This window comes from Pseudogemmobacter hezensis, assembly GCF_013155295.1.
Classification (GTDB): Bacteria; Pseudomonadota; Alphaproteobacteria; order Rhodobacterales; family Rhodobacteraceae; genus Pseudogemmobacter; species Pseudogemmobacter hezensis.
This window is the reverse complement of the sequence record NZ_JABJXT010000001.1, coordinates 227,243-245,598: the sequence shown is the minus strand read 5'-3', so window position 1 is coordinate 245,598 and position 18,356 is coordinate 227,243. Positions and strand designations below refer to the sequence as shown.

Genomic DNA, 18,356 nt, shown 5'->3' with positions numbered 1-18,356 from the left:
TTGCTGCGGTCTCAGAGACCCATCTTGATCAGCTCGAACTCTTCGAGCAGGCGGGCGCGCAGGTCCGGGTCCATCGGCGTCTGGCGGAACAGCGTGGTGTCGACCGGATCGAGGAAGGCGCCTTTCAGCGTCTCGGCCGAGACGGCATCGGTCGCGGCTTTGTTGGTATTGGCATAGCCAATCGCCTCGATGATCGCGGGCAGGCTGTCGACGGCGAACATCGAGTTCACCCAGTCATAGACCTTTTCCTCATTGCCGGGGCCGTCTTTCATATTGACGAAGCCGCAGAAGAAGGTGGTCGAGCCCTCTTTCGGCGAGCGGTTGAAGCCCACCGGGAAGCCATCGGCCTGCAAAAGCGCAACCGGGTCGTTCCAGGACCAGGCGACCTCGACCTCTCCGCTCGCCATCAGCTGGGCCAGTTCAGACGGGTCCGACCACCAGGAGCGCACATTCGGGGCGGCCTCGCGCAGCCAGTTGGCGGCGGCCTCGACCTGCTCGTCGCTGACATTATCCCAGTCGGTGGTGCCGGTGGCCAGGAAGCCAAGCGCCCAGGCGTCATCGGAATTGTCCGAGATCGCAATCTTGCCCTTGAATTCCGGGTTCTTGAACACCTCAAGCGAGGCGACCTTGTCTTCGGACACCTTGTCCTTGTTATAGGCGATGGCGGTATAGGCAAAGTCGTAGGGGATGAACCAGACGCCCTCGTCATCCTTGATGAAATGCGATTCCAGCAGCTCGGGGTCGATATTGCCGAAAGCCTCGATCTTCGAGATATCCCAGGGCTCGATCAGGCCTGCTTCGCGGTAGTTCGGAACCGCGCCGGGGCAGGGGTGAACGACGTCGGCGCGAAAGCCCGACGAGACCTTCTGGAACGCCTCATCGTCATCGGCATAGAAGGAATAGGTCGGCTTCTGGCCATGTTTTGCGACATAGGGGGCCAGTGCGCCATCAATTTCCCAGCCTGCCCAGTCGAAGACGGTCAGCTCGGGGTCGGCGGCCTGCGCGGCGGTGGCAAGCGCAATGGCCGAGGCGGCTCCGGCGAGGTAAGAAAGGCAACGGGTCATTGTGACTCCTCTGTCGGTTTGCGGCGGGCAGGGCAGCACGCCTTGTTGTCAAACCAGAGGCTAAGACATGAATTTTGCTGTCACAAGCACCTTTCACCCGACCACACGCCTTTCCGCTGTCTGTCGGGTGCAGCGTCTGTCTTCGCGCCCTTTTCGCAGGCAGGCGGGGCATTCGACTGACTGGTTTTATGGTCTGAACCTGGCCCTGATTCTGCCAGGATTTACGTTTAGCCGGGGCGCATGAAATACCGCTATCTTCTGTTTCCGCCTGCGATTCTCTGTGGCCTTTTCGGGCTTTATGCGGTGGCATTTGCCATTCCGAACGCGCTGGCTTTGCGGCGTGCGCTGATGCCTGATCTGGTTCGGGGCATAGCCATAGCGATAACGCTTATGGCAGGACTGGCGCTTTTGCTGCCCCACCGTCTGATACCGTGGCTGTTGGCGCGGGCGCGGATCAGCGGCGCTTTTCCCCTGCGCGCCATGGCAGTGCTGATCTTGCTGGCGACGCTTGGGACGGCCAGTCTTTCCGGGGTGGTTGCTGATTGGGCGCTATTGGTGAGCGTCGGGGTTTTTACGCTTTTGTTCATCTTTCCCGGTGTGATCTATTGGGCGGGTGCGGCGCGGCAGCCGAAGGGGGCTCCGGTTGCCGAGGCAGAGAGTAGCCAGGCACTGAATAGCCAGGTATTGAGCAGTGCAGAGCTGGGCCGTATCTTCGGTGAGGCTGTGCGGCAATATCCCCTGGCCCTGCGGCTGCTGGTTGTGCTGCCGACGGTCTTGCCCCTGTTGGCGTCTTTTGCGTTTTTCAACAACTGGCATGTCATCCCCTCGGGTTGGCTGGCCGATAATGCGGTGCCGCTGGGCTGTGCCCTGGGCCTTGCAGCGATAGCTTTGAACGCAGCGATCCTGTTCAGATCGCTTTCGCCGATGCAGTGGGCGGCAAACAGGTTCACCCTGATGGTCATGGCTGTTGTCGCCTTTGGTGTGCTGACCTCGGCCTATGTTTCGCTCTTGCGCACGGTGATTCCGACGCTTGCCGCCGATTACGCGGGGCTGGCGCAAGAGCGGGTTGCGACCGTGGTTGGGGTAGAACGGGGCAGCAGAAAAGGATGCCGGGATACGGCAGATATCACAACGGATCTGATCGTGCTGAATCTTTGCGTGCCCGATCACCCCTGGATCGGCGAGCTGCGGCCCGATGACCGGCTGTTGCTGCGCGGCAAGGCAACATCCCTTGGCTTTGCACTGGAAAGCTATGCCAGGATCCCGTGAGGCTGACGCCATGAAGAGCGGCGGCCAAAAGGGCAGGTGACAGCTGCGCATATCGACCGGCGGCAAACGCCTCTTGCGCGGATGCCACTTGCCCCATACCCTTTCCGCTGATCCCAGGCCCTGGCCGGGATCTGGATCGGAGAGAGACATCTCCGGTTCTGGCTGGAAGACCTGCTGCGAAGGGGGACCGGATCGACCGGAGCCCTTGCGCGGGCCATGCGCATCCCCTGTTTCGCGGCGTGACAACAGGGATATGGGATGACCACGCTTGATCTTGATTTTACCCGCAAACAGTTTCCGGCCTTTGCCTCGCCGGTGCTTTCCTCGCATGCATTCTTTGAGAATGCGGGCGGCAGCTATCCCTGTATCCAGGTGGTGGACCGCCTGACCCGCTTTTACCATGATCGCAAGGTGCAGCCCTATGGGCCCTATCCGGGCGCCCAGGCCGGCGGAGCCGAGATGGATGAGGCCCGCCAGCGACTGGCTGCGATGATGGCGGTGCGGCCCGAACAGGTGTCATTCGGTCCCTCGACCAGCACCAATACCTATGTGCTGGCGCAGGCGGTGCGGCAATGGCTGCGCGGTGACACAAAGGCGGCGATCGTGGTGACCAACCAGGATCATGAGGCCAATTCCGGCGTCTGGCGCAGGCTGGCCGATGAGGGGATTGAGGTCCGTGAATGGCGGCTGGATCCGGGCACCGGCAGCCTGCGCCCCGAGGATCTGTCAGCGCTGCTGGCTGACGGGCGGGTGCGGCTGGTTGCTTTCCCGCATTGCTCGAATGTGATTGCAGAGATCAATGACGTGGCGGCGATCTCGGCGCTGGCGCATGAGAGGGGCGCGAAAGTCGTGGTCGATGGCGTCTCTTACGCGCCGCATGGCTTTCCTGATTTCCCGGCGCTTGGCTGTGACGCCTATCTCTTTTCGGCCTATAAAACCTATGGCCCGCATCAGGGGATCATGGTGCTGGCCGAGGATTTCGGGATGGAACTGCCAGGCCAGGCGCATTTCTTCAACCAGGCCACGCTTTACAAGCGCCATACGCCGGGCGGCCCCGATCACGCCCAGGTCGCGGCCTGCGCGGGCATGGCCGATTACATCGACGCCCTGGCCGCGCATCACGCAATCGGCGGCGATGCGGCGGCGCGAAATCGCGGCGTGCATGATCTGATGCGGGCGCAGGAAGAGGCGGTGATCCAGCCGCTGCTTGACTACCTGGCGGCGCGAAATGACCTGCGCCTGATTGGCCCGCGCAAGGCAGCGCTGCGAGCCCCCACCGTCGCGGTCGAGCTGGCGGATGCCGCAGAGCCCGTCTCGGAAGAGCTGGGGCGGCGCGGCATTGCCTGCTGGGGCGGCGATTTCTACGCAGTCCGCCCGCTGGAGGCGCTTGGCATACCCAAGGCCAAGGGCGTGCTGCGCCTGTCAGCCGTGCATTACACCAGCGCCGATGATGTGGCCCGGCTGATCACCGCGCTGGATGAAGTGCTCTGAAAGGGCGACTGCGCTGGCGCAGGCGACCATATCCGCGCGGTCGCATGGCTGCAGAACGGACGCCAGAGGAACGGGGGGGCAGGCGGGCGACGCCTGTCCCGGGTGGCAGAATGCCCCATTTTCAGGGGGCGGTCTTATTTATGCAGGGTTTGGGTGCAGATTATCTTAACTCGTCCCGGAAATTGACAAAATCATCCCTGATTCTGGCGGCCTATTGAAACAGTCTGGGCGGGTCGCGTGACCCGATAAGTGTTATGCCGACAACCGCGAAACTTGCCGCCGCTATTTGGTTTGCCCTGATCGGCCTGGTGGCCGCCAATGCCTTTCTGCCGGTTTTAGGCGAAAGCGCAGGCGGCAGCGGAATGCTCTTGCCGGCCTCGGCGGCGATCGGGCTGGTCTGTGGCTGGATCGTCATGGGCGGTGCCATCGGCAAAGGCATGGCCGATGCCGTGGCCGGCGGGCTGCAAACCGTGGCCGTCATGGTGTTTTTCGCGCTTTTGATCTTCTCGGCGCGTGAAATGATCTCTGAGGCGTTCAAAATGCGCTATGATGGCCCGGTTGAGGCGATGCTGGGCTGGGCTGTGCTGATGATGAAAAACGGACAGTCGATGCTGACCGTGGGCGTGGTCGGGGCGCTGGCGGTGGGCGCGTTGGTCGGCGGGCCGCTGTGCGAATGGGTCGGGCGGCGCTGGAGGTGACTGTGGACCGAAGCGATCTGCGCGATCCGCGCTTTGTCGGCTGCCCTGATCTGGCCACCCTGGTGCTGGGGGGCGATGCGGAACAGCTTTCGCCCGAGGGCGCGGATCGGGCGCAAAAGCGGCTGATTTTCTGGCAACAGGCCACGGGCGGTCTGTCAGCCGGCGATCCGGCGCTGGAACTGCAGCTGGCGCGGGACATTTTTTCTCAGCAAGAGGCCGCCCCTGCGGCGCGCCTTTTCGCACTGCGCTCTCCGATGCTGTCGGCGGCATCGGCGCGGCTGAGGGCAGCGCGGCAATCGCGCCGTGACAATGGGCCGCTTGCAGAACCGCCCCGCACTGAACCGCCCCGCAATGAACAGCCCCATACAGAACAGACCGGCACCGATCAGACTGGCACCGAACAGCCTGGTGATGCTCCTCTGGTTGCGGCTGAAACCCTCAGCTGGCCGCATCGCGGCTTTTTCGCGCTGGCCAAAACCAGCCTGCGCCATCGGCGTTTCAGCGGCGGCATGAGCGACCTGCTTCAACGAGAGGTCTTTGTCGCCACCGATGCAGTGACCGTGTTGCCCTATGATCCGGCGCTGGACCTGGTGCTGCTGGTCGAGCAGTTCCGCATGGGCCCCTATATGCGCGGCGAGCCCCGCCCCTGGCTGATCGAGGCGGTGGCGGGCCGGATCGACGCCGGGGAAAGCCCGGAAGAGGCCGCAAGGCGTGAGGCCCGCGAAGAGGCGGGGATCACCCTTGGCGAGATTTTTCCGGTGGCGGATTACTATCCCTCGCCCGGTGCGCATAGCGAATATATCTGGTCCTCGGTGGCGCTTGCCGATCTCTCCGCGCAGACTGGCGGGCTTTACGGCCTTGAGACCGAGGGCGAGGATATCCGCACCCATGTGATCCCTTTCGCTGAGGCGATGGCCTGGATGGCGGCGGGGCGCTGCGCCAATGCGCCGCTGATCCTGTCGCTTTTGTGGTTGCAAGGTGAACGCGACAGGCTGCGTCGGCAGGCCCGGGAAAGTGACGCTGCGGGCGGGGCGGCGGGCGGGGCCGCGGGGGATGCGACAGCCGGGTCGGCGGGCTGAACAGCTGCGATTTGCGCGAAACGCTGGCCTCTGGCCTTTGATGCCCTTGATCCCTGGCGGGCGGCTGGTCATAACTGGCGGCTATGGCGCAGATTAGGCGCTGTCGCGGGGCGTGATCCCCCCGACTTCAGGGCGGGACCGACCAGAATGGATGCACAGAGCCGCAAGATCCCTACCCATGAGGTAACCTATTCGCGTCTGCGCGATATGATCCTTTTCGGGGCCCTGGCGCCTGGCCAGCCGGTGACGATCCAGGGGCTGATTTCCGATCTGGATGCGGGCATGACCCCGGTGCGCGAGGCGATCCGCCGCCTGACCGCCGAGGGGGCGCTGATGCCGCAGGGCAATCGCCGGGTTGCGGTGCCGCAGATGACGGAATCGGTGCTTGACCAGCTGGCCTGGGCGCGGCTGGCGATCGAGCCGCAGCTTGCCCGCCTTGCCATGAGGGCGATGGACAGCCAGCTGACCGAGCGGCTGAAAAACCTGGATGAGCGTCTGAATACCGCGATTGCCGAGGGCAATATCGCCGCCTATCTGCGCTTTAACCACGCCTTCCACTTCGCCCTTTATGAGGCCGCCGAGGCGCCGGTCCTGCTTGATATCGCGCAATCGCTCTGGCTGCGGGCCGGGCCCTCATTGCGGCTGGTGCTGGGGCGCATTGGCGCGGCGCAGCTGCCCGATCAGCATGCCGAGGCGCTGGCTGCGATGCGCAGCGGCGACAGTGAGGCATTGGCTGCCGCCATCGCCCAGGACATCGCGCAGGGCGTCACCCATGTCAGGCAAGCCCTGACCGAAGGGGCGTTCTGACCGAAGGGGCGTTCTGACACCTGGCCCCTTCTTTTCGCAGAAGCTGCATGATGGGCTTTCAGGCCTGCTCTGAGGCCAGTATAGCAGGATGCCAGATCGGGCGCGAAAATCAGGCATGTAACCCGCTTATGGCCAGCAGGCAGGATAATCCACTATGGCAATTCCAGTCGAAGCGTTCTTTCTGGCCTCGGGCAATGTCGGGACATTGCAAAGCCGGATCAGGGCGATGGTCACCGATGGTGTGCTGTCCGGGCGCTTTCGGCCGGGGCAGAAAATGCCCTCATCGCGCGGGCTTGCGGCCCATCTGGGGATCAGCCGCATTACTGTCACCCTGGCCTATGGCGATCTGGTCTCCTCGGATTATCTGACCTCGCGCGGGCGCTCGGGCTATTATGTCTCGGAAAATGCGCCCCGCGCCCCGGATTTTCCCAGCCCGGCGCGGCCTGCCGAAGAGGTTGATTACCGGGCCTTTTCCGGCGGGCGCTTTACCCAGGCCATGCAGGGCGTCGAGCGCCCCGATGACTGGGAGCGCTACCCCTGGCCCTTTATCTATGGCCAGACCGATCCGACATTGTTCGATCATCAGAACTGGCGGGCCTGTGCGCTGCGGGCCCTGGGGCGGCGCGATTTCCCGACCCTGACCTCTGATTTCTATGAGCGTGACGACCCGGCCCTGATCGAGCAGGTCCTGCGGGTGATCCTGCCAAGGCGCGGCATTGCGGCCGGGCCGGATGAGGTTTTGCTGACCATGGGGGCGCAGAATGCCCTTTGGATTGCCACCGAAATTCTGCTGGGGGAACCCGCTCGCGGCCATCGGGCGGTGATTGAAAACCCCTGCTACCAGGGGATCCGCCGGGTGCTTGAGGTCTCGGGCGCTGAGGTTCTGTCGCTGGATGTCGATGAGGGCGGGCTGCCGCTGGCGGGCTTTGCGCCGGGTGGGCAGATCCGGCGCGGCGATGTGGTCTATGTCACGCCCTCACACCAGGCGCCGACCAATGCGACCATGGCGCTGGAGCGGCGGCTGAAACTGCTGGAGGCTGCCAGCCGCGAGGATTTCATCATCATCGAGGATGATTACGAATTCGAGATGAGCTTTCTGAAGCCCGTCTCGCCCGCGCTGAAGTCTTTGGATAAGGCGGGGCGGGTGATCTATGCCGGATCTTTCTCGAAGTCGATTTTCCCGGGCATGCGGCTGGGCTATCTGGTCGCGCCACCAGGCTTTATCGCCGAGGCGCGGGCCCTGCGCTCGATGGCGCTGAAGCATCCGCCCGGCCATATCCAGCGCACCGTCGCCTATTTTCTGGCCGAGGGGCATTATGATGCGCTGATCAATCGGATGCGCAGTGCCTTTCGGCGCAGGCGTCAGGTGATGGAAGAGGGGATCGCCGCCGAGGGGCTGCAGATCGTGGGCCAGGGTGGCTATGGGGGCTCATCCTTCTGGATGCGGGCCCCGGCGGGGGTAGATACGGCGCATGTCGCCCGCGAGTTGCGCAAAGAGGGCGTGCTGATTGAGCCAGGGCAGAGCTTTTTCGATCCCGCCCGGGTCGAGCGCAATTACTACCGCCTGGCCTATTCCTCAATCCAGCCCGCGCGGATCCCCGAAGGGATCCACCGGATCGCCCTGGCTATGGCGCAAAGCGGCTCATAAGTCAGGGCGGCGAGACGTGGTGGCTGGCTCAGGCAAAGGCCAGGGTCAGGAGAGGGCCAGGGTTAAGCGAGGGCGGGATCAAGCGCCAGATCAAGCAGGCGCAGGGCCTCGGCCTTTGGGTCGGCCAGCGGGCTGCGGTCTTCGCCGGGATGGAAACGGGCGCGCAGCGCCGTGGGCATCGGATTGGCGGCCGCGATTACCACTTTGGGGCCGATACGGGCGGTTTCCTGCGCCCAGGCACGGGCAAGGGCGATCTGGCCTGCCTTGCTGGCCCCATAGGCTGCGGAATTCGCGCTTCCGGGGAAGGGGTCATCGGGGATCAGCGCCGTGCCTTTGCCTGTGCGCAGCAAGGGTTCGATCAGGGTGATCAGATGCGAGGTGGCCCGCAGATTGGTGGCGATGGATTTATCGAGATCCTTCATGTCGACCGATGAGGCCGGGGCGAGGGCGGTTGCATGGATCGCCGTATGCGCCCAAAAGCCCAGCCCGCCCCAGCGGCTGGCAATGGATCCGGCGAGGTGGCGCATCGCATCGTCATTGGTGACATCCATAGGCGCGAGCGTCAGGCTGCCAGCCCCTGGCAGGCCATGCGCCCTGACCCGGTCATCGAGGCTTTCGAGCCCGCCCGTGGTGCGGGCCAGCGCGATCACATGCCAGCCCCGCAGCGCCAGCTGTTCGGCGAGAGCGGCGCCGAGGCCGCGTGATGCGCCGGTGATCAGGGCGATTTTTGACATGGGTGGGCTCCGATGGCTGTGGCGGATAGCCGGGGGCGCTTCGCCCCCCGGACCCCCAGAGGATATTTTCAGACAGATGAAAAGCAGCAGCTTTGGCGCGGGTGTTTCGCGGCGCGGTTGCTTTTGGGAGAGGACTATTCGGCGGCGGTTTTCATCTCAAAACCCTCATCCATTTTATCGGCGGGGATGACGGGATATTCGCCGGAGAAGCAGGCATCGCAATATTGCGGCTGGCGGTTGTTGCGGCCGTTCGCCTCGCCTGCGGCGCGGTAGAGCCCGTCGAGGGAGATGAATTTCAGGCTGTCGACGCCGATCCAGTCGCGCATCTCATCCTCGGTCATGGTGGCGGCGAGGAGTTTGGAACGCTCGGGCGTGTCGACGCCGTAGAAGCAGGGCCAGGCGGTCGGCGGGCTTGCGATGCGGAAGTGGACCTCTGCCGCGCCCGCGTCGAGGATCATGTCTTTGATCTTGCGCGAGGTGGTGCCGCGTACGACCGAATCGTCAACGAGGATCACGCGTTTGCCGCGGATCAGTGCGCGGTTCACGTTGAGTTTCAGGCGGACCCCCATATTGCGGATCTGCTCGGAGGGTTCGATGAAGGTGCGGCCCATATATTGGTTGCGGGTGATGCCGAGGCCAAAGGGGATGCCCGATTGCGCCGCATAGCCGATGGCGGCGGGGGTGCCGGAATCGGGCACCGGACAGACCAGATCGGCATCGACCGGGGCCTCAAGCGCCAGTTCGACCCCGATCTGGCGGCGGGTTTCATAGACCGAGCGGCCGCCGACGATGGAATCGGGGCGCGAGAAATAGACCTGCTCGAAGATACACGAGCGGCCTTTGGCGGCCGGGAAGGGGCGCGAGCTTTCGATATGGCCGTTCTCGATCACGACCATCTCGCCCGGTTCGATCTCACGGATGAATTCGGCACCGATGATGTCGAGGGCGCAGGTTTCCGAGGCCAGAACATAGCCCTCGCCGAGGCGGCCAAGGACCAGGGGGCGCACGCCAAGCGCATCGCGCACGCCCATCAGTTTCGTGCGGGTCATGGCGATGACCGAAAACGCGCCTTCGACAAGGCGCAGCGCGTCTTTCAGACGCTCGGCCTGGGTTTTTTGCAAGGAGCGCGCCATCAGATGGATGATGCATTCCGAATCGGAGGAGGACTGGAAGATCGCGCCCCGGGCGATCAGGTCTTTCCTGAGCCGCGCCGCATTGGTCAGATTGCCGTTATGGGCGATGGCGCAGCCGCCGATGGCAAACTCGCCGAAGAAGGGCTGCACGTCGCGGATCTGCGCGGTGCCTTTTGATCCGGCGGTGGAATAGCGCACATGGCCGATGCCCAGATCGCCGGGCAGCAGGTTCATCACGCTGGCAGAGGTGAATTTGTCGCGCACATAGCCAAAGCGGCGCTCGGAATGGAAGCCGGTCTCGGCCTCATAGGTGACGATGCCGCCCGCCTCCTGGCCGCGATGTTGCAGCGCATGCAGCCCAAGCGCCACGAAATTCGCGGCATCGGCAAGGCCGATCACCCCGAATATCCCGCATTCTTCCTTTAGCTTGTCCCCGTCGTTCAGGGGTTCAAACGGGTGGGCGGGAAAACGGCGCATGTGGCCTCCGGTGCGGCTGCTGCTACGCGGGTGATGTAGTCGCTGAGAGTGCCAGAGTCACCCCCCGTTGTCATGCATATGTTGCAAGACGGGCGCTGCGCAAATGCACAGCGCCCGTATGGAAAGGCGAAAATGACCTGTCTGATCCGGTATCCCGGGCCGCAATCCGTTCCTGATCAGGGGGCGGGGGCCGCCTCGGGCAGGGTGGGGGCTGCGGGGGCAGCTGGGGCTGCGGGCAGCGCCTCGCCTGCGCAGACATTGGTCAGGTCGTTGTAGCGGGCCACGATCCAGCCGGGCGCGTCGCTGGGGATCGCCCCGTCAATCGAGGCCTGGAAATTCGCAAAGACCTTGGCGGTGCGCGATTCATCAATCGCCGCGATCGAGCTGTTCGACAGCGCCCGGTCATAGACGATGAAGGCGACTGCGATCAGCAGGATGCCCCGCACCACGCCAAAGAGGAAGCCAAGCGCCTGATCGATACCGCTGAGCGCCGAGCGCTGGATGATCGAGGACAAAAGCGGCGTGAACAGCGCCGCCACGATCAGCGCGATGGCAAAGACGGCGGCGAAGGCGGCGACGACCGAAAGCTCGCAGCTGTCGGCGAGGAATTTGCCGACCACAGGCAGCTCGCGCACGATGGGCATTGCGGGGCCGGCAAAGAAGAAGGCGACGACGGCGGCGCCGATCCAGCCGACAATCGCCATCCCCTCACGCACAAGGCCGCGCGAATAGGCGAGGATCGCCGAGAGAAGGATGATCAGGGCCGCACCACCGTCAACCCAGGTAAAATTGTCCATTCATCACTCCCCGGGGGCCTTAGCCCGCCCCGAACATCTCGCCCGTGAATGCCGTCAGATCGGCCATCTCGCGCAGTTTCATACCTGTCTGCGCGCCGGGCTTTGATCCCTTTGGCAGAGCCGCCTGTGTGAAACCAAGTTTCGCCGCCTCTTTCAACCTGTTTTCGGTCTGGGATACCGGACGCAGCGCCCCGGAAAGCGAGATTTCCCCGAAAAGCACCATATCACGGGGAATTGCCACATCCTCGCGGGCGCTCAGAAGCGCCGCTGCAACCGCAAGATCGGCGGCGGGCTCGGTCACGCGCATGCCGCCTGCGACGTTGAGAAAGACATCCAGCCCGGTAAAGGGGATGCCGACCCGCGCCTCAAGCACGGCAAGGATGGTGGAAAGCCTGCCCGAATCGAGGCCGACCACCGTGCGGCGCGGCGTGCCCAGAGGCGAGGGCGCGACAAGGGCCTGGATCTCGGTCAGCACGGGGCGGGTGCCCTCGATTCCGGCGAAAACGGCCGAGCCGGGGGCGGGCGCATCGCGGGTCGAGAGGAACAGCGCCGAGGGGTTGGTGACCTCAGAGAGGCCCTGGCCCGTCATCTCAAAAACGCCGATCTCATCGGATGCGCCAAAGCGGTTTTTGACGGCGCGCAGGATGCGGAACTGATGGCCGCGCTCGCCCTCGAAATAAAGCACGGTATCGACCATATGTTCGACCACGCGGGGGCCGGCGATCTGGCCCTCTTTGGTGACATGGCCGACGATGATGATGGCGACGCCGCGCCTTTTGGCGAAATTCACCAGCTCATGCGCGGCGGCGCGGACCTGGCTGACGGAACCGGGCGCGGCCTCGACGGTATCCAGCCACATGGTCTGGATCGAATCGATGATGGCAAGGCCTGGGCGCTCGGCATCCAGCGTGGTCAGGATGTCGCGCAGGCTGGTCTCTGTGCCCAGCATCACCGGGGCATCGGTCAGCCCCAGCCTTTGCGCCCGCATGCGGACCTGGGCCGAGGCCTCTTCGCCCGAGATATAGACGCATTTCACCCCGGATTTGGCGAAACTGGCGGCGGCCTGCAGCAAAAGCGTCGATTTGCCGATGCCGGGATCGCCACCGACCAGGATCGCCGAGGCCGGGACAAGCCCGCCGCCCAGCACCAGATCCAGCTCTGCCATCCCCGATGAGGCGCGGGGCGGCGGGGCCTCTTCTGTGGCCAGATCGGTCAGCGGCACCTGCTTGCCCTTTGGGCCCAGCGGTTTCGGGCCGCTTGATAGCGGGGCCTCTTCGATGATCGAATTCCAGGCACCGCAGGCGTCGCAGCGCCCGGCCCATTTGCGAGAGCTGGCACCACAGGCGGTGCAGGTGAAAGAGGGGGCGGATTTGCTCATGCACCTGACCTTGCATGCAGGGCGGGATGAGGCAAGGGGGCCTGTGGCACGGGGGGCTGTGGCAAGGGGGCGGCCTGTGGTACGGGCGGCCTGTGGCAGGGGGCGCGGCCTGTGGCGGAAAAGCGGATGTGAAAAAGGCCGGGCACAGATGCGGCCCGGCCTTTTCTTATCTCAGGTCTCAGCCCTGGTTGCGGCTGCGGTTACGGCAGCGCGGGCCCGGGGGCCGACTGGATCTCAATCCTCATGCGCATCGGCGTGGACGGGGGCGGTGGCCGGGGCCTCATCCTCGTCATCGCTGCCATTGCTGACCGGGGGGGCGCTGATTTTGAAGCTGCGCAGGATGAAATCAGGCACGTGGTCGCCCATGCCGATCACGGCGGGGCCGTCATCGCGGCGGTCACGGCGATCGCCGCGACGGTCATTGCGGTCATTGCCACGCTGGCCACCATCACGCGCATTGTGGTCGCGTGGGCCGTGGTCGCGTGACCCGTGATCCCTTTGCCCCTGTTCGCGGGGGCTGTGGTCGCGCGAGCTGCCTTCACGGTTGCCGCCATCGCGGTTGCCCCCATCACGGTTGCCATTGTCGCGGCGATTCTCGCCATGCGAATGACCGCGCGAAGAGCCGTCACGGCCCTGGTCCCGCGCGTTGTCGCGGCGCTCGGCCTGCGGTTTGGCGCTGGATTCAGGCTGGGCGACCGGCTCGGCCTGGGCGGCGGTGCCTGCGGCGGCTGCGGTGTCCTGGGCGGCGCTGCGATTTTCGTCGCGGGCCTCATCACGATTGCGCTCACGTCCACCCCGGCTGCGCTCGCGCGGTTTGCGCTCGCGGCTGCCGCGTTCGCCTTTGCGATCCGCGTCTTTCTCGCCGCGCTCGCCCCGGCTGCGAGACGAGCCTGCGTTTTCCAGGTCCAGCCCCTCGGGCAGTTCGGCCCGCGGGATTTCCTGTTTCACCAGGCTTTCGACCGCCGCCAGCTGTTTTGCATCGGCAGGGGTGGCCAGGGTAAAGGCGCGGCCATGACGGCCGGCGCGGCCGGTGCGGCCGATGCGGTGGACGTAATCCTCGGGGTGGCCGGGCACGTCGAAGTTGAACACATGGCTGACCGCCGGGATATCAAGCCCGCGTGCCGCCACATCCGAGGCCACCAGGATATGCAGGCTGCCGTCGCGGAAGGCATCCAGCGTCTTCATCCGCTGCGACTGATCCAGGTCGCCATGGATCGGGGCTGCGTTGAAACCATGCGATTTCAGTGACTTGGCAACAACATCCACATCCATCTTGCGGTTGCAGAAGATGATGCCATTGGTGCAGGCCTCGCCCTCGGCGCGGATCAGCTCGCGCAGGACGGCGCGTTTCTCGGTGAAGCTGCGGTCTTTGCGGGACGGCGTGAAGAAGACCAGTTTCTGGTCGATATTGGTGTTGGTGGTGGCCTGGCGGGCAACCTCGATCCGGGCGGGGGCGGTCAGGAAGGTATTGGTGATCCGCTCGATCTCGGGGGCCATGGTGGCCGAGTAGAACATGGTCTGACGCGTAAACGGCGTCAGCTGGAAGATGCGCTCGATATCGGGGATGAAGCCCATGTCGAGCATCCGGTCCGCCTCATCGACGACCATGATCTGCACGCCGGTCAGCAAAAGCTTGCCGCGCTCGAAATGATCCAGCAGGCGGCCCGGGGTGGCGATCAGCACGTCGACGCCACGGTCGATCAGCTTGTCCTGTTCACCAAAGGCCACGCCGCCGATCAGCAGCGCCTTGGTCAGTTTGGTGTGTTTTGCGTAGATGTCAAAGTTCTCGGCCACCTGGGCGGCCAGCTCGCGCGTTGGTGCCAGCACCAGGCTGCGCGGCATGCGGGCGCGGGCGCGGCCCTGGCCCAGCAGCGTGATCATCGGCAGCGTGAAGCTGGCGGTCTTGCCGGTGCCGGTCTGGGCAATGCCCAGCACATCGCGGCCCTTCAGGGCCTCGGGGATGGCTTCGGCCTGGATCGGGGTCGGGGTTTCATAGCCCGCTTCAGAGACGGCTTGCAAAACCCGGGGATCAAGGGCGAGGTCGGAAAATTTGGTCATTTGCGTCCAGTAATGGTGGGCCGATCTGTCTCGATGGGCCACAAGTGGGGCGGGACGCAGGTTTTCAGGCGCCCCAACGGAAAAATCCCGCCGGATTGCGGGCATTCACCGGGCGGATAGCGCGATTTTGCCGATTGGTCAATCTGAAGCGCTTTTTCACGGGTGATTGTGACGAAACCGCTGCATCGCGCCGCCGCATTCTGGGGATTGGTTCCGGAATTGAGGTTAACGAAGCCCCTGCGGCGGAAAGCAGGGCGTTAGGCCGAAAGGCGGGGGCGGCGGTTCTTCGCCTGCGGTTGAAAACAAAGCAGGCGCCGGGGCTTGCGGTCGGACCGGGCAGTTCCAACATCCGGGACTGAATTCAGCACGAGGTGAAGAATGAAGTGCCCGGTCGATAATGAAACGCTCCTGATGACAGAGCGCCAGGGGGTCGAAATCGACTATTGCCCGAAGTGTCGGGGGATCTGGCTTGACCGGGGAGAGTTGGACAAGCTGATCGAGGTGGCGGGCCGCCAGGCGATGCCTCCGGTCATCCAGCCAGAGCCTGCTGTCGCGGCCCGGCCTGCTGTTGTTCCCCCGCCACCGCCGCCAGCAGCCGCGCCTGTTGCGGGCCCTGTGGCTGCTCCGGTGCAGGCCGCAGAGCCCTATCGGGATGCGCGGCAGGCCGCCGGCGGGGCAATGGCAGAGGAACGCCGCGCCAGTCGGCGCAGCGATGATGACTGGTCAGAGCGGCGCGATCACGACCGCCGCCGCCGTGATGACGACGATGATGACGACGACGACCGTTACGACAGGGGCCGTCACGGCAGGAATGGCCGCTCAAGGGGCCGTTTCGGCGATATTCTGGGCGATATCTTCGATTTCTGAGCCGTCAAAGCGCCAATGGATAAGGCCGGGAGACAGCTCCCGGCCTTTGCTGTTCCAAAGTCTGCTTCCAAAGTCTGGGCTGAGGCAGAATCAGACCATCATTTCCTTGGTCGCCGTCAGTTTCAGCCCCGGATAGTCGCGCACCACCCGGTCGATATCCCATTGCAAACGCGTCAGGAAAACCAGATCGCCGTCATTGTCGGTGGCGATATGCTGCTTGTTGACGTTCACCATCTTCTCGATCTCGGCCTTGTCGCCGGAAATCCAGCGGGCCGAGGCGAATTGCGAGGGCTCGAACCGCACCGGGATCGAGTATTCCAGCCCGATCCGTGAGGCCAGCACGTCGAATTGCAGCGCGCCGACCACGCCGACGATAAAGCCCGAACCGATGGCGGGCTTGAACACTTTCGCGGCGCCTTCCTCGGCGAATTGCATCAGCGCCTTTTCCAGGTGCTTGGCCTTCATCGGGTCGGTCGAGCGGATGTTTTGCAAGAGTTCCGGCGCGAATGACGGAATGCCGGTAAAGCGCAGCGTCTCGCCCTCGGTCAGCGCATCGCCGATCCGCAGCTGCCCGTGGTTCGGGATGCCGATGATATCGCCCGCCCAGGCCTCATCCGCCAGCTCGCGGTCGGCGGCGAGGAAGAGGACCGGATTGGTCACCGCCATCGGCTTTTTCGAGCGCACATGCGTCAGTTTCATGCCGCGTTCAAAATGGCCCGAGGCCAGACGCACAAAGGCCACGCGGTCGCGGTGCTTTGGGTCCATATTGGCCTGAACCTTGAACACGAATCCGGTGACTTTCGGCTCTTCGGCACCGACGGCACGTTCAATCGCCTTTTGCGGCTGCGGCTCGGGGCCGTAATTGCCGATCCCCTCCATCAGCTCTTTCACGCCGAAGGAGTTGATCGCCGAGCCGAACCAGATCGGCGTCATCGCGCCATGCAGGAAGGCCGCACGGTCAAAGGCGGGCAGCAATTCCCGCGCCATGGCGACCTCTTCACGCAGTTTCGCCAGCTGATCCGCGGGGATGTGATCGGCCAGACGCGGATCGTCCAGCCCGTCGAGTTTGACCGATTCCGCCACCTTGTTGCGGTCGGCGCGGTCCATCAGCTCCAGCCGGTCATTCAGCAGATCATAGGCGCCAAGGAAATCACGCCCCGAGCCGATCGGCCAGGAGGCCGGGCAGACGTCGATCGCCAGGTTCTCCTGGATCTCGTCGATGATCTCGAAAGTGTCGCGGGCCTCGCGGTCCATCTTGTTACAAAAGGTCAGGATCGGCAGGTCGCGCAACCGGCAGACCTCAAACAGCTTGCGGGTCTGGCTTTCCACGCCTTTCGCGCCGTCGATCACCATGATCGCGGCATCGACGGCCGTCAGCGTGCGATATGTGTCTTCCGAGAAATCCGAGTGGCCGGGTGTGTCGACCAGGTTGAAGCGGAATTCGCGGTATTCGAACGACATCGCCGAGGCGGAAACCGAGATGCCCCGGTCCTGCTCCATCTTCAGGAAGTCCGAGCGCGTGCGCCGCGCCTCGCCCTTGGCGCGGACCTGGCCCGCCATTTGGATCGCGCCCCCGAACAGCAGGAACTTTTCCGTAAGCGTGGTTTTTCCGGCATCCGGGTGTGCGATGATCGCAAAGGTCCGGCGGCGTGCAATTTCGGGCGGAAGGGTGGGGGCGTTGTCCAACATGGCGCGGCTTTTAGCGCCTGGCGCGGCGTTCGTCTATCAGCAAGGTAAGGAATCCGATCAGCCAGGGGGCTGCAGGCGGGCCGGGGTGACTGGACAAGCCGCAGGCGGCGTGATTGCCTTGTGTCATCCTGGTTGTTTTTGGTGATCTATGTGGCGAAAATCCCTGGCCTTTTTTAATCCCGTCTCACTCCGCGCCTGCGCGATGCTGATCGTGGCGGCAGCGCTGAGCGGGCCGCTGGCCGGTCCTTTGCAGGCCGCCTGGTTCAGCGACAACGGTGACCGCGAGGCCCTTTCGCAGCTGCGCGAAGGGGATGACGCCCTGCGCAGTAACATCGAACGGGCCGTGCTGACGGCGTCAAACCGCATCGGCTGGGTTGAGATTTCGCAATGCGGCTGGGCCTCGAACGCGGTTCTGGTGACGGTCGGGGGGCAGGACTACGCGATCACCTCATTGCATTTGATGACCGGGAAAGGCCCGGGCGAGGTGCATTGCGAGCCGGGTCTTGCCGCCGAATACCTGCCCAATGCGGCCTATATTCAGCTCGGAGAGTATGAAAACCCCGGCGATACCTGGACTGATTTCGTCTATGAGCGGGTCAGTCTTGAAGGCCCGCCGGTGAATTTCTCGCGCTCGGGCTCGGCGATGCCCTGGGTGCATGACTGGGTGGCCTTCCGCCTCAGCCGCAATGTCTCGGATGACATCATGCCCGAGGGCGCCTGGGGCGCAGGCGAGCGGCGCGGTGCAATCCGCTGGTCAGAGCGGCAAAATCCCGCAGGCCCGGTCTGGGTGATCGGCTATGACGGGCGGTTCGGCGATGAGAATGGCTGGCAGTTCTCCTGGCAGGGCTGCGAGCAGCGCCGTCTGCGCGGTGAAGAGACCATGCTCTATTTCAGCTGCGACATTACGCCGGGGGCCAGCTCTTCGCTGATTGCCACGATGGAAGAGGGCGAGCTGACATTGCAGGGGATCGTCACCGCCACCATGTCGCCGCTGATCGGGATGGACAAGCCTTTGCCAAAGAATGCTTTTCTTTGGAACATGGGCACCACCTCGGTCCCGATGCGCCAAAAGCTGGACCCGTCCTCGCTGAAACACGACGGCAAGGGCTGGCAGGCGATTGTTCCCTGGAACTGAGCTGCCCGGAACCTGGCTGGCGGCGGCCGGTT

15 protein-coding genes are annotated in these 18,356 nt (G+C 64.2%); 8 read left to right on the top strand and 7 right to left on the bottom strand.

The window, feature by feature from the left end; genetic code table 11:
* Positions 1–11: 11 nt before the first annotated feature.
* On the bottom strand, positions 12–1,064 hold the full coding sequence (locus HOY34_RS01150; RefSeq protein WP_172359465.1) for an ABC transporter substrate-binding protein: 1,053 nt from the start codon (positions 1,062–1,064) through the stop codon (positions 12–14).
* A 240-nt stretch (positions 1,065–1,304) separates the two neighbouring features.
* Between HOY34_RS01150 and HOY34_RS01145 the strand changes: the two genes are divergently transcribed.
* From HOY34_RS01145 to pdxR, 6 genes are all read left to right on the top strand, one after another.
* Positions 1,305–2,333, top strand: a complete 1,029-nt coding sequence (locus tag HOY34_RS01145; RefSeq protein WP_172359464.1) for a hypothetical protein — start codon at positions 1,305–1,307, stop codon at positions 2,331–2,333.
* 258 nt (positions 2,334–2,591) lie between these two features.
* Entirely contained in the window at positions 2,592–3,824 is a 1,233-nt protein-coding gene (locus HOY34_RS01140; protein WP_172359463.1) for an aminotransferase class V-fold PLP-dependent enzyme, read from the top strand.
* Positions 3,825–4,078: 254 nt separating this feature from the next.
* Positions 4,079–4,522, top strand: a complete 444-nt coding sequence (locus HOY34_RS01135) for a TrgA family protein (protein ID WP_172359462.1) — start codon at positions 4,079–4,081, stop codon at positions 4,520–4,522.
* A 2-nt stretch (positions 4,523–4,524) separates the two neighbouring features.
* Positions 4,525–5,601, top strand: a complete 1,077-nt coding sequence (locus HOY34_RS01130; protein ID WP_366926890.1) for an NUDIX domain-containing protein — start codon at positions 4,525–4,527, stop codon at positions 5,599–5,601.
* A gap of 147 nt (positions 5,602–5,748) precedes the next feature.
* A complete protein-coding gene (locus HOY34_RS01125) occupies positions 5,749–6,408 on the top strand; it encodes a GntR family transcriptional regulator (RefSeq protein ID WP_172359461.1) in 660 nt (219 codons plus the stop codon).
* Positions 6,409–6,562: 154 nt separating this feature from the next.
* Complete coding sequence (gene pdxR, locus HOY34_RS01120; protein ID WP_172359460.1) at positions 6,563–8,056, top strand: MocR-like pyridoxine biosynthesis transcription factor PdxR; 1,494 nt, start codon at positions 6,563–6,565, stop codon at positions 8,054–8,056.
* A gap of 62 nt (positions 8,057–8,118) precedes the next feature.
* On the opposite strand, the gene HOY34_RS01115 is transcribed toward pdxR, so the two are convergent.
* From HOY34_RS01115 to HOY34_RS01095, 5 genes are all read right to left on the bottom strand, one after another.
* The gene (locus HOY34_RS01115) at positions 8,119–8,790 is read right to left on the bottom strand and encodes an SDR family NAD(P)-dependent oxidoreductase (RefSeq protein WP_172359459.1); all 672 of its coding nucleotides are present in this window, start codon (positions 8,788–8,790) and stop codon (positions 8,119–8,121) included.
* Positions 8,791–8,924: 134 nt separating this feature from the next.
* Entirely contained in the window at positions 8,925–10,400 is a 1,476-nt protein-coding gene (gene purF, locus HOY34_RS01110) for an amidophosphoribosyltransferase (protein ID WP_172359458.1), read from the bottom strand.
* Positions 10,401–10,576: 176 nt separating this feature from the next.
* Positions 10,577–11,197, bottom strand: coding sequence for a CvpA family protein (locus tag HOY34_RS01105; RefSeq protein WP_172359457.1), 621 nt, complete (start codon positions 11,195–11,197; stop codon positions 10,577–10,579).
* A 19-nt stretch (positions 11,198–11,216) separates the two neighbouring features.
* Entirely contained in the window at positions 11,217–12,575 is a 1,359-nt protein-coding gene (radA, locus tag HOY34_RS01100) for a DNA repair protein RadA (protein ID WP_172359456.1), read from the bottom strand.
* Between the two features lie 234 nt (positions 12,576–12,809).
* Complete coding sequence (locus HOY34_RS01095; RefSeq protein WP_253944115.1) at positions 12,810–14,633, bottom strand: DEAD/DEAH box helicase; 1,824 nt, start codon at positions 14,631–14,633, stop codon at positions 12,810–12,812.
* 378 nt (positions 14,634–15,011) lie between these two features.
* Between HOY34_RS01095 and HOY34_RS22545 the strand changes: the two genes are divergently transcribed.
* A complete protein-coding gene (locus HOY34_RS22545; protein ID WP_172359455.1) occupies positions 15,012–15,500 on the top strand; it encodes a TFIIB-type zinc ribbon-containing protein in 489 nt (162 codons plus the stop codon).
* 90 nt (positions 15,501–15,590) lie between these two features.
* On the opposite strand, the gene HOY34_RS01085 is transcribed toward HOY34_RS22545, so the two are convergent.
* Positions 15,591–17,189: a peptide chain release factor 3 gene (locus tag HOY34_RS01085; protein WP_172359454.1), complete on the bottom strand. Its 1,599-nt coding sequence runs from the start codon at positions 17,187–17,189 to the stop codon at positions 15,591–15,593.
* Between the two features lie 148 nt (positions 17,190–17,337).
* On the opposite strand from HOY34_RS01085, the gene HOY34_RS01080 reads away from it, so the two are divergent.
* Positions 17,338–18,324 carry a trypsin-like serine peptidase gene (locus tag HOY34_RS01080; RefSeq protein WP_172359453.1) on the top strand — a complete coding sequence of 329 codons (987 nt, stop codon included), beginning with the start codon at positions 17,338–17,340 and terminating at the stop codon, positions 18,322–18,324.
* Positions 18,325–18,356: the final 32 nt, after the last annotated feature.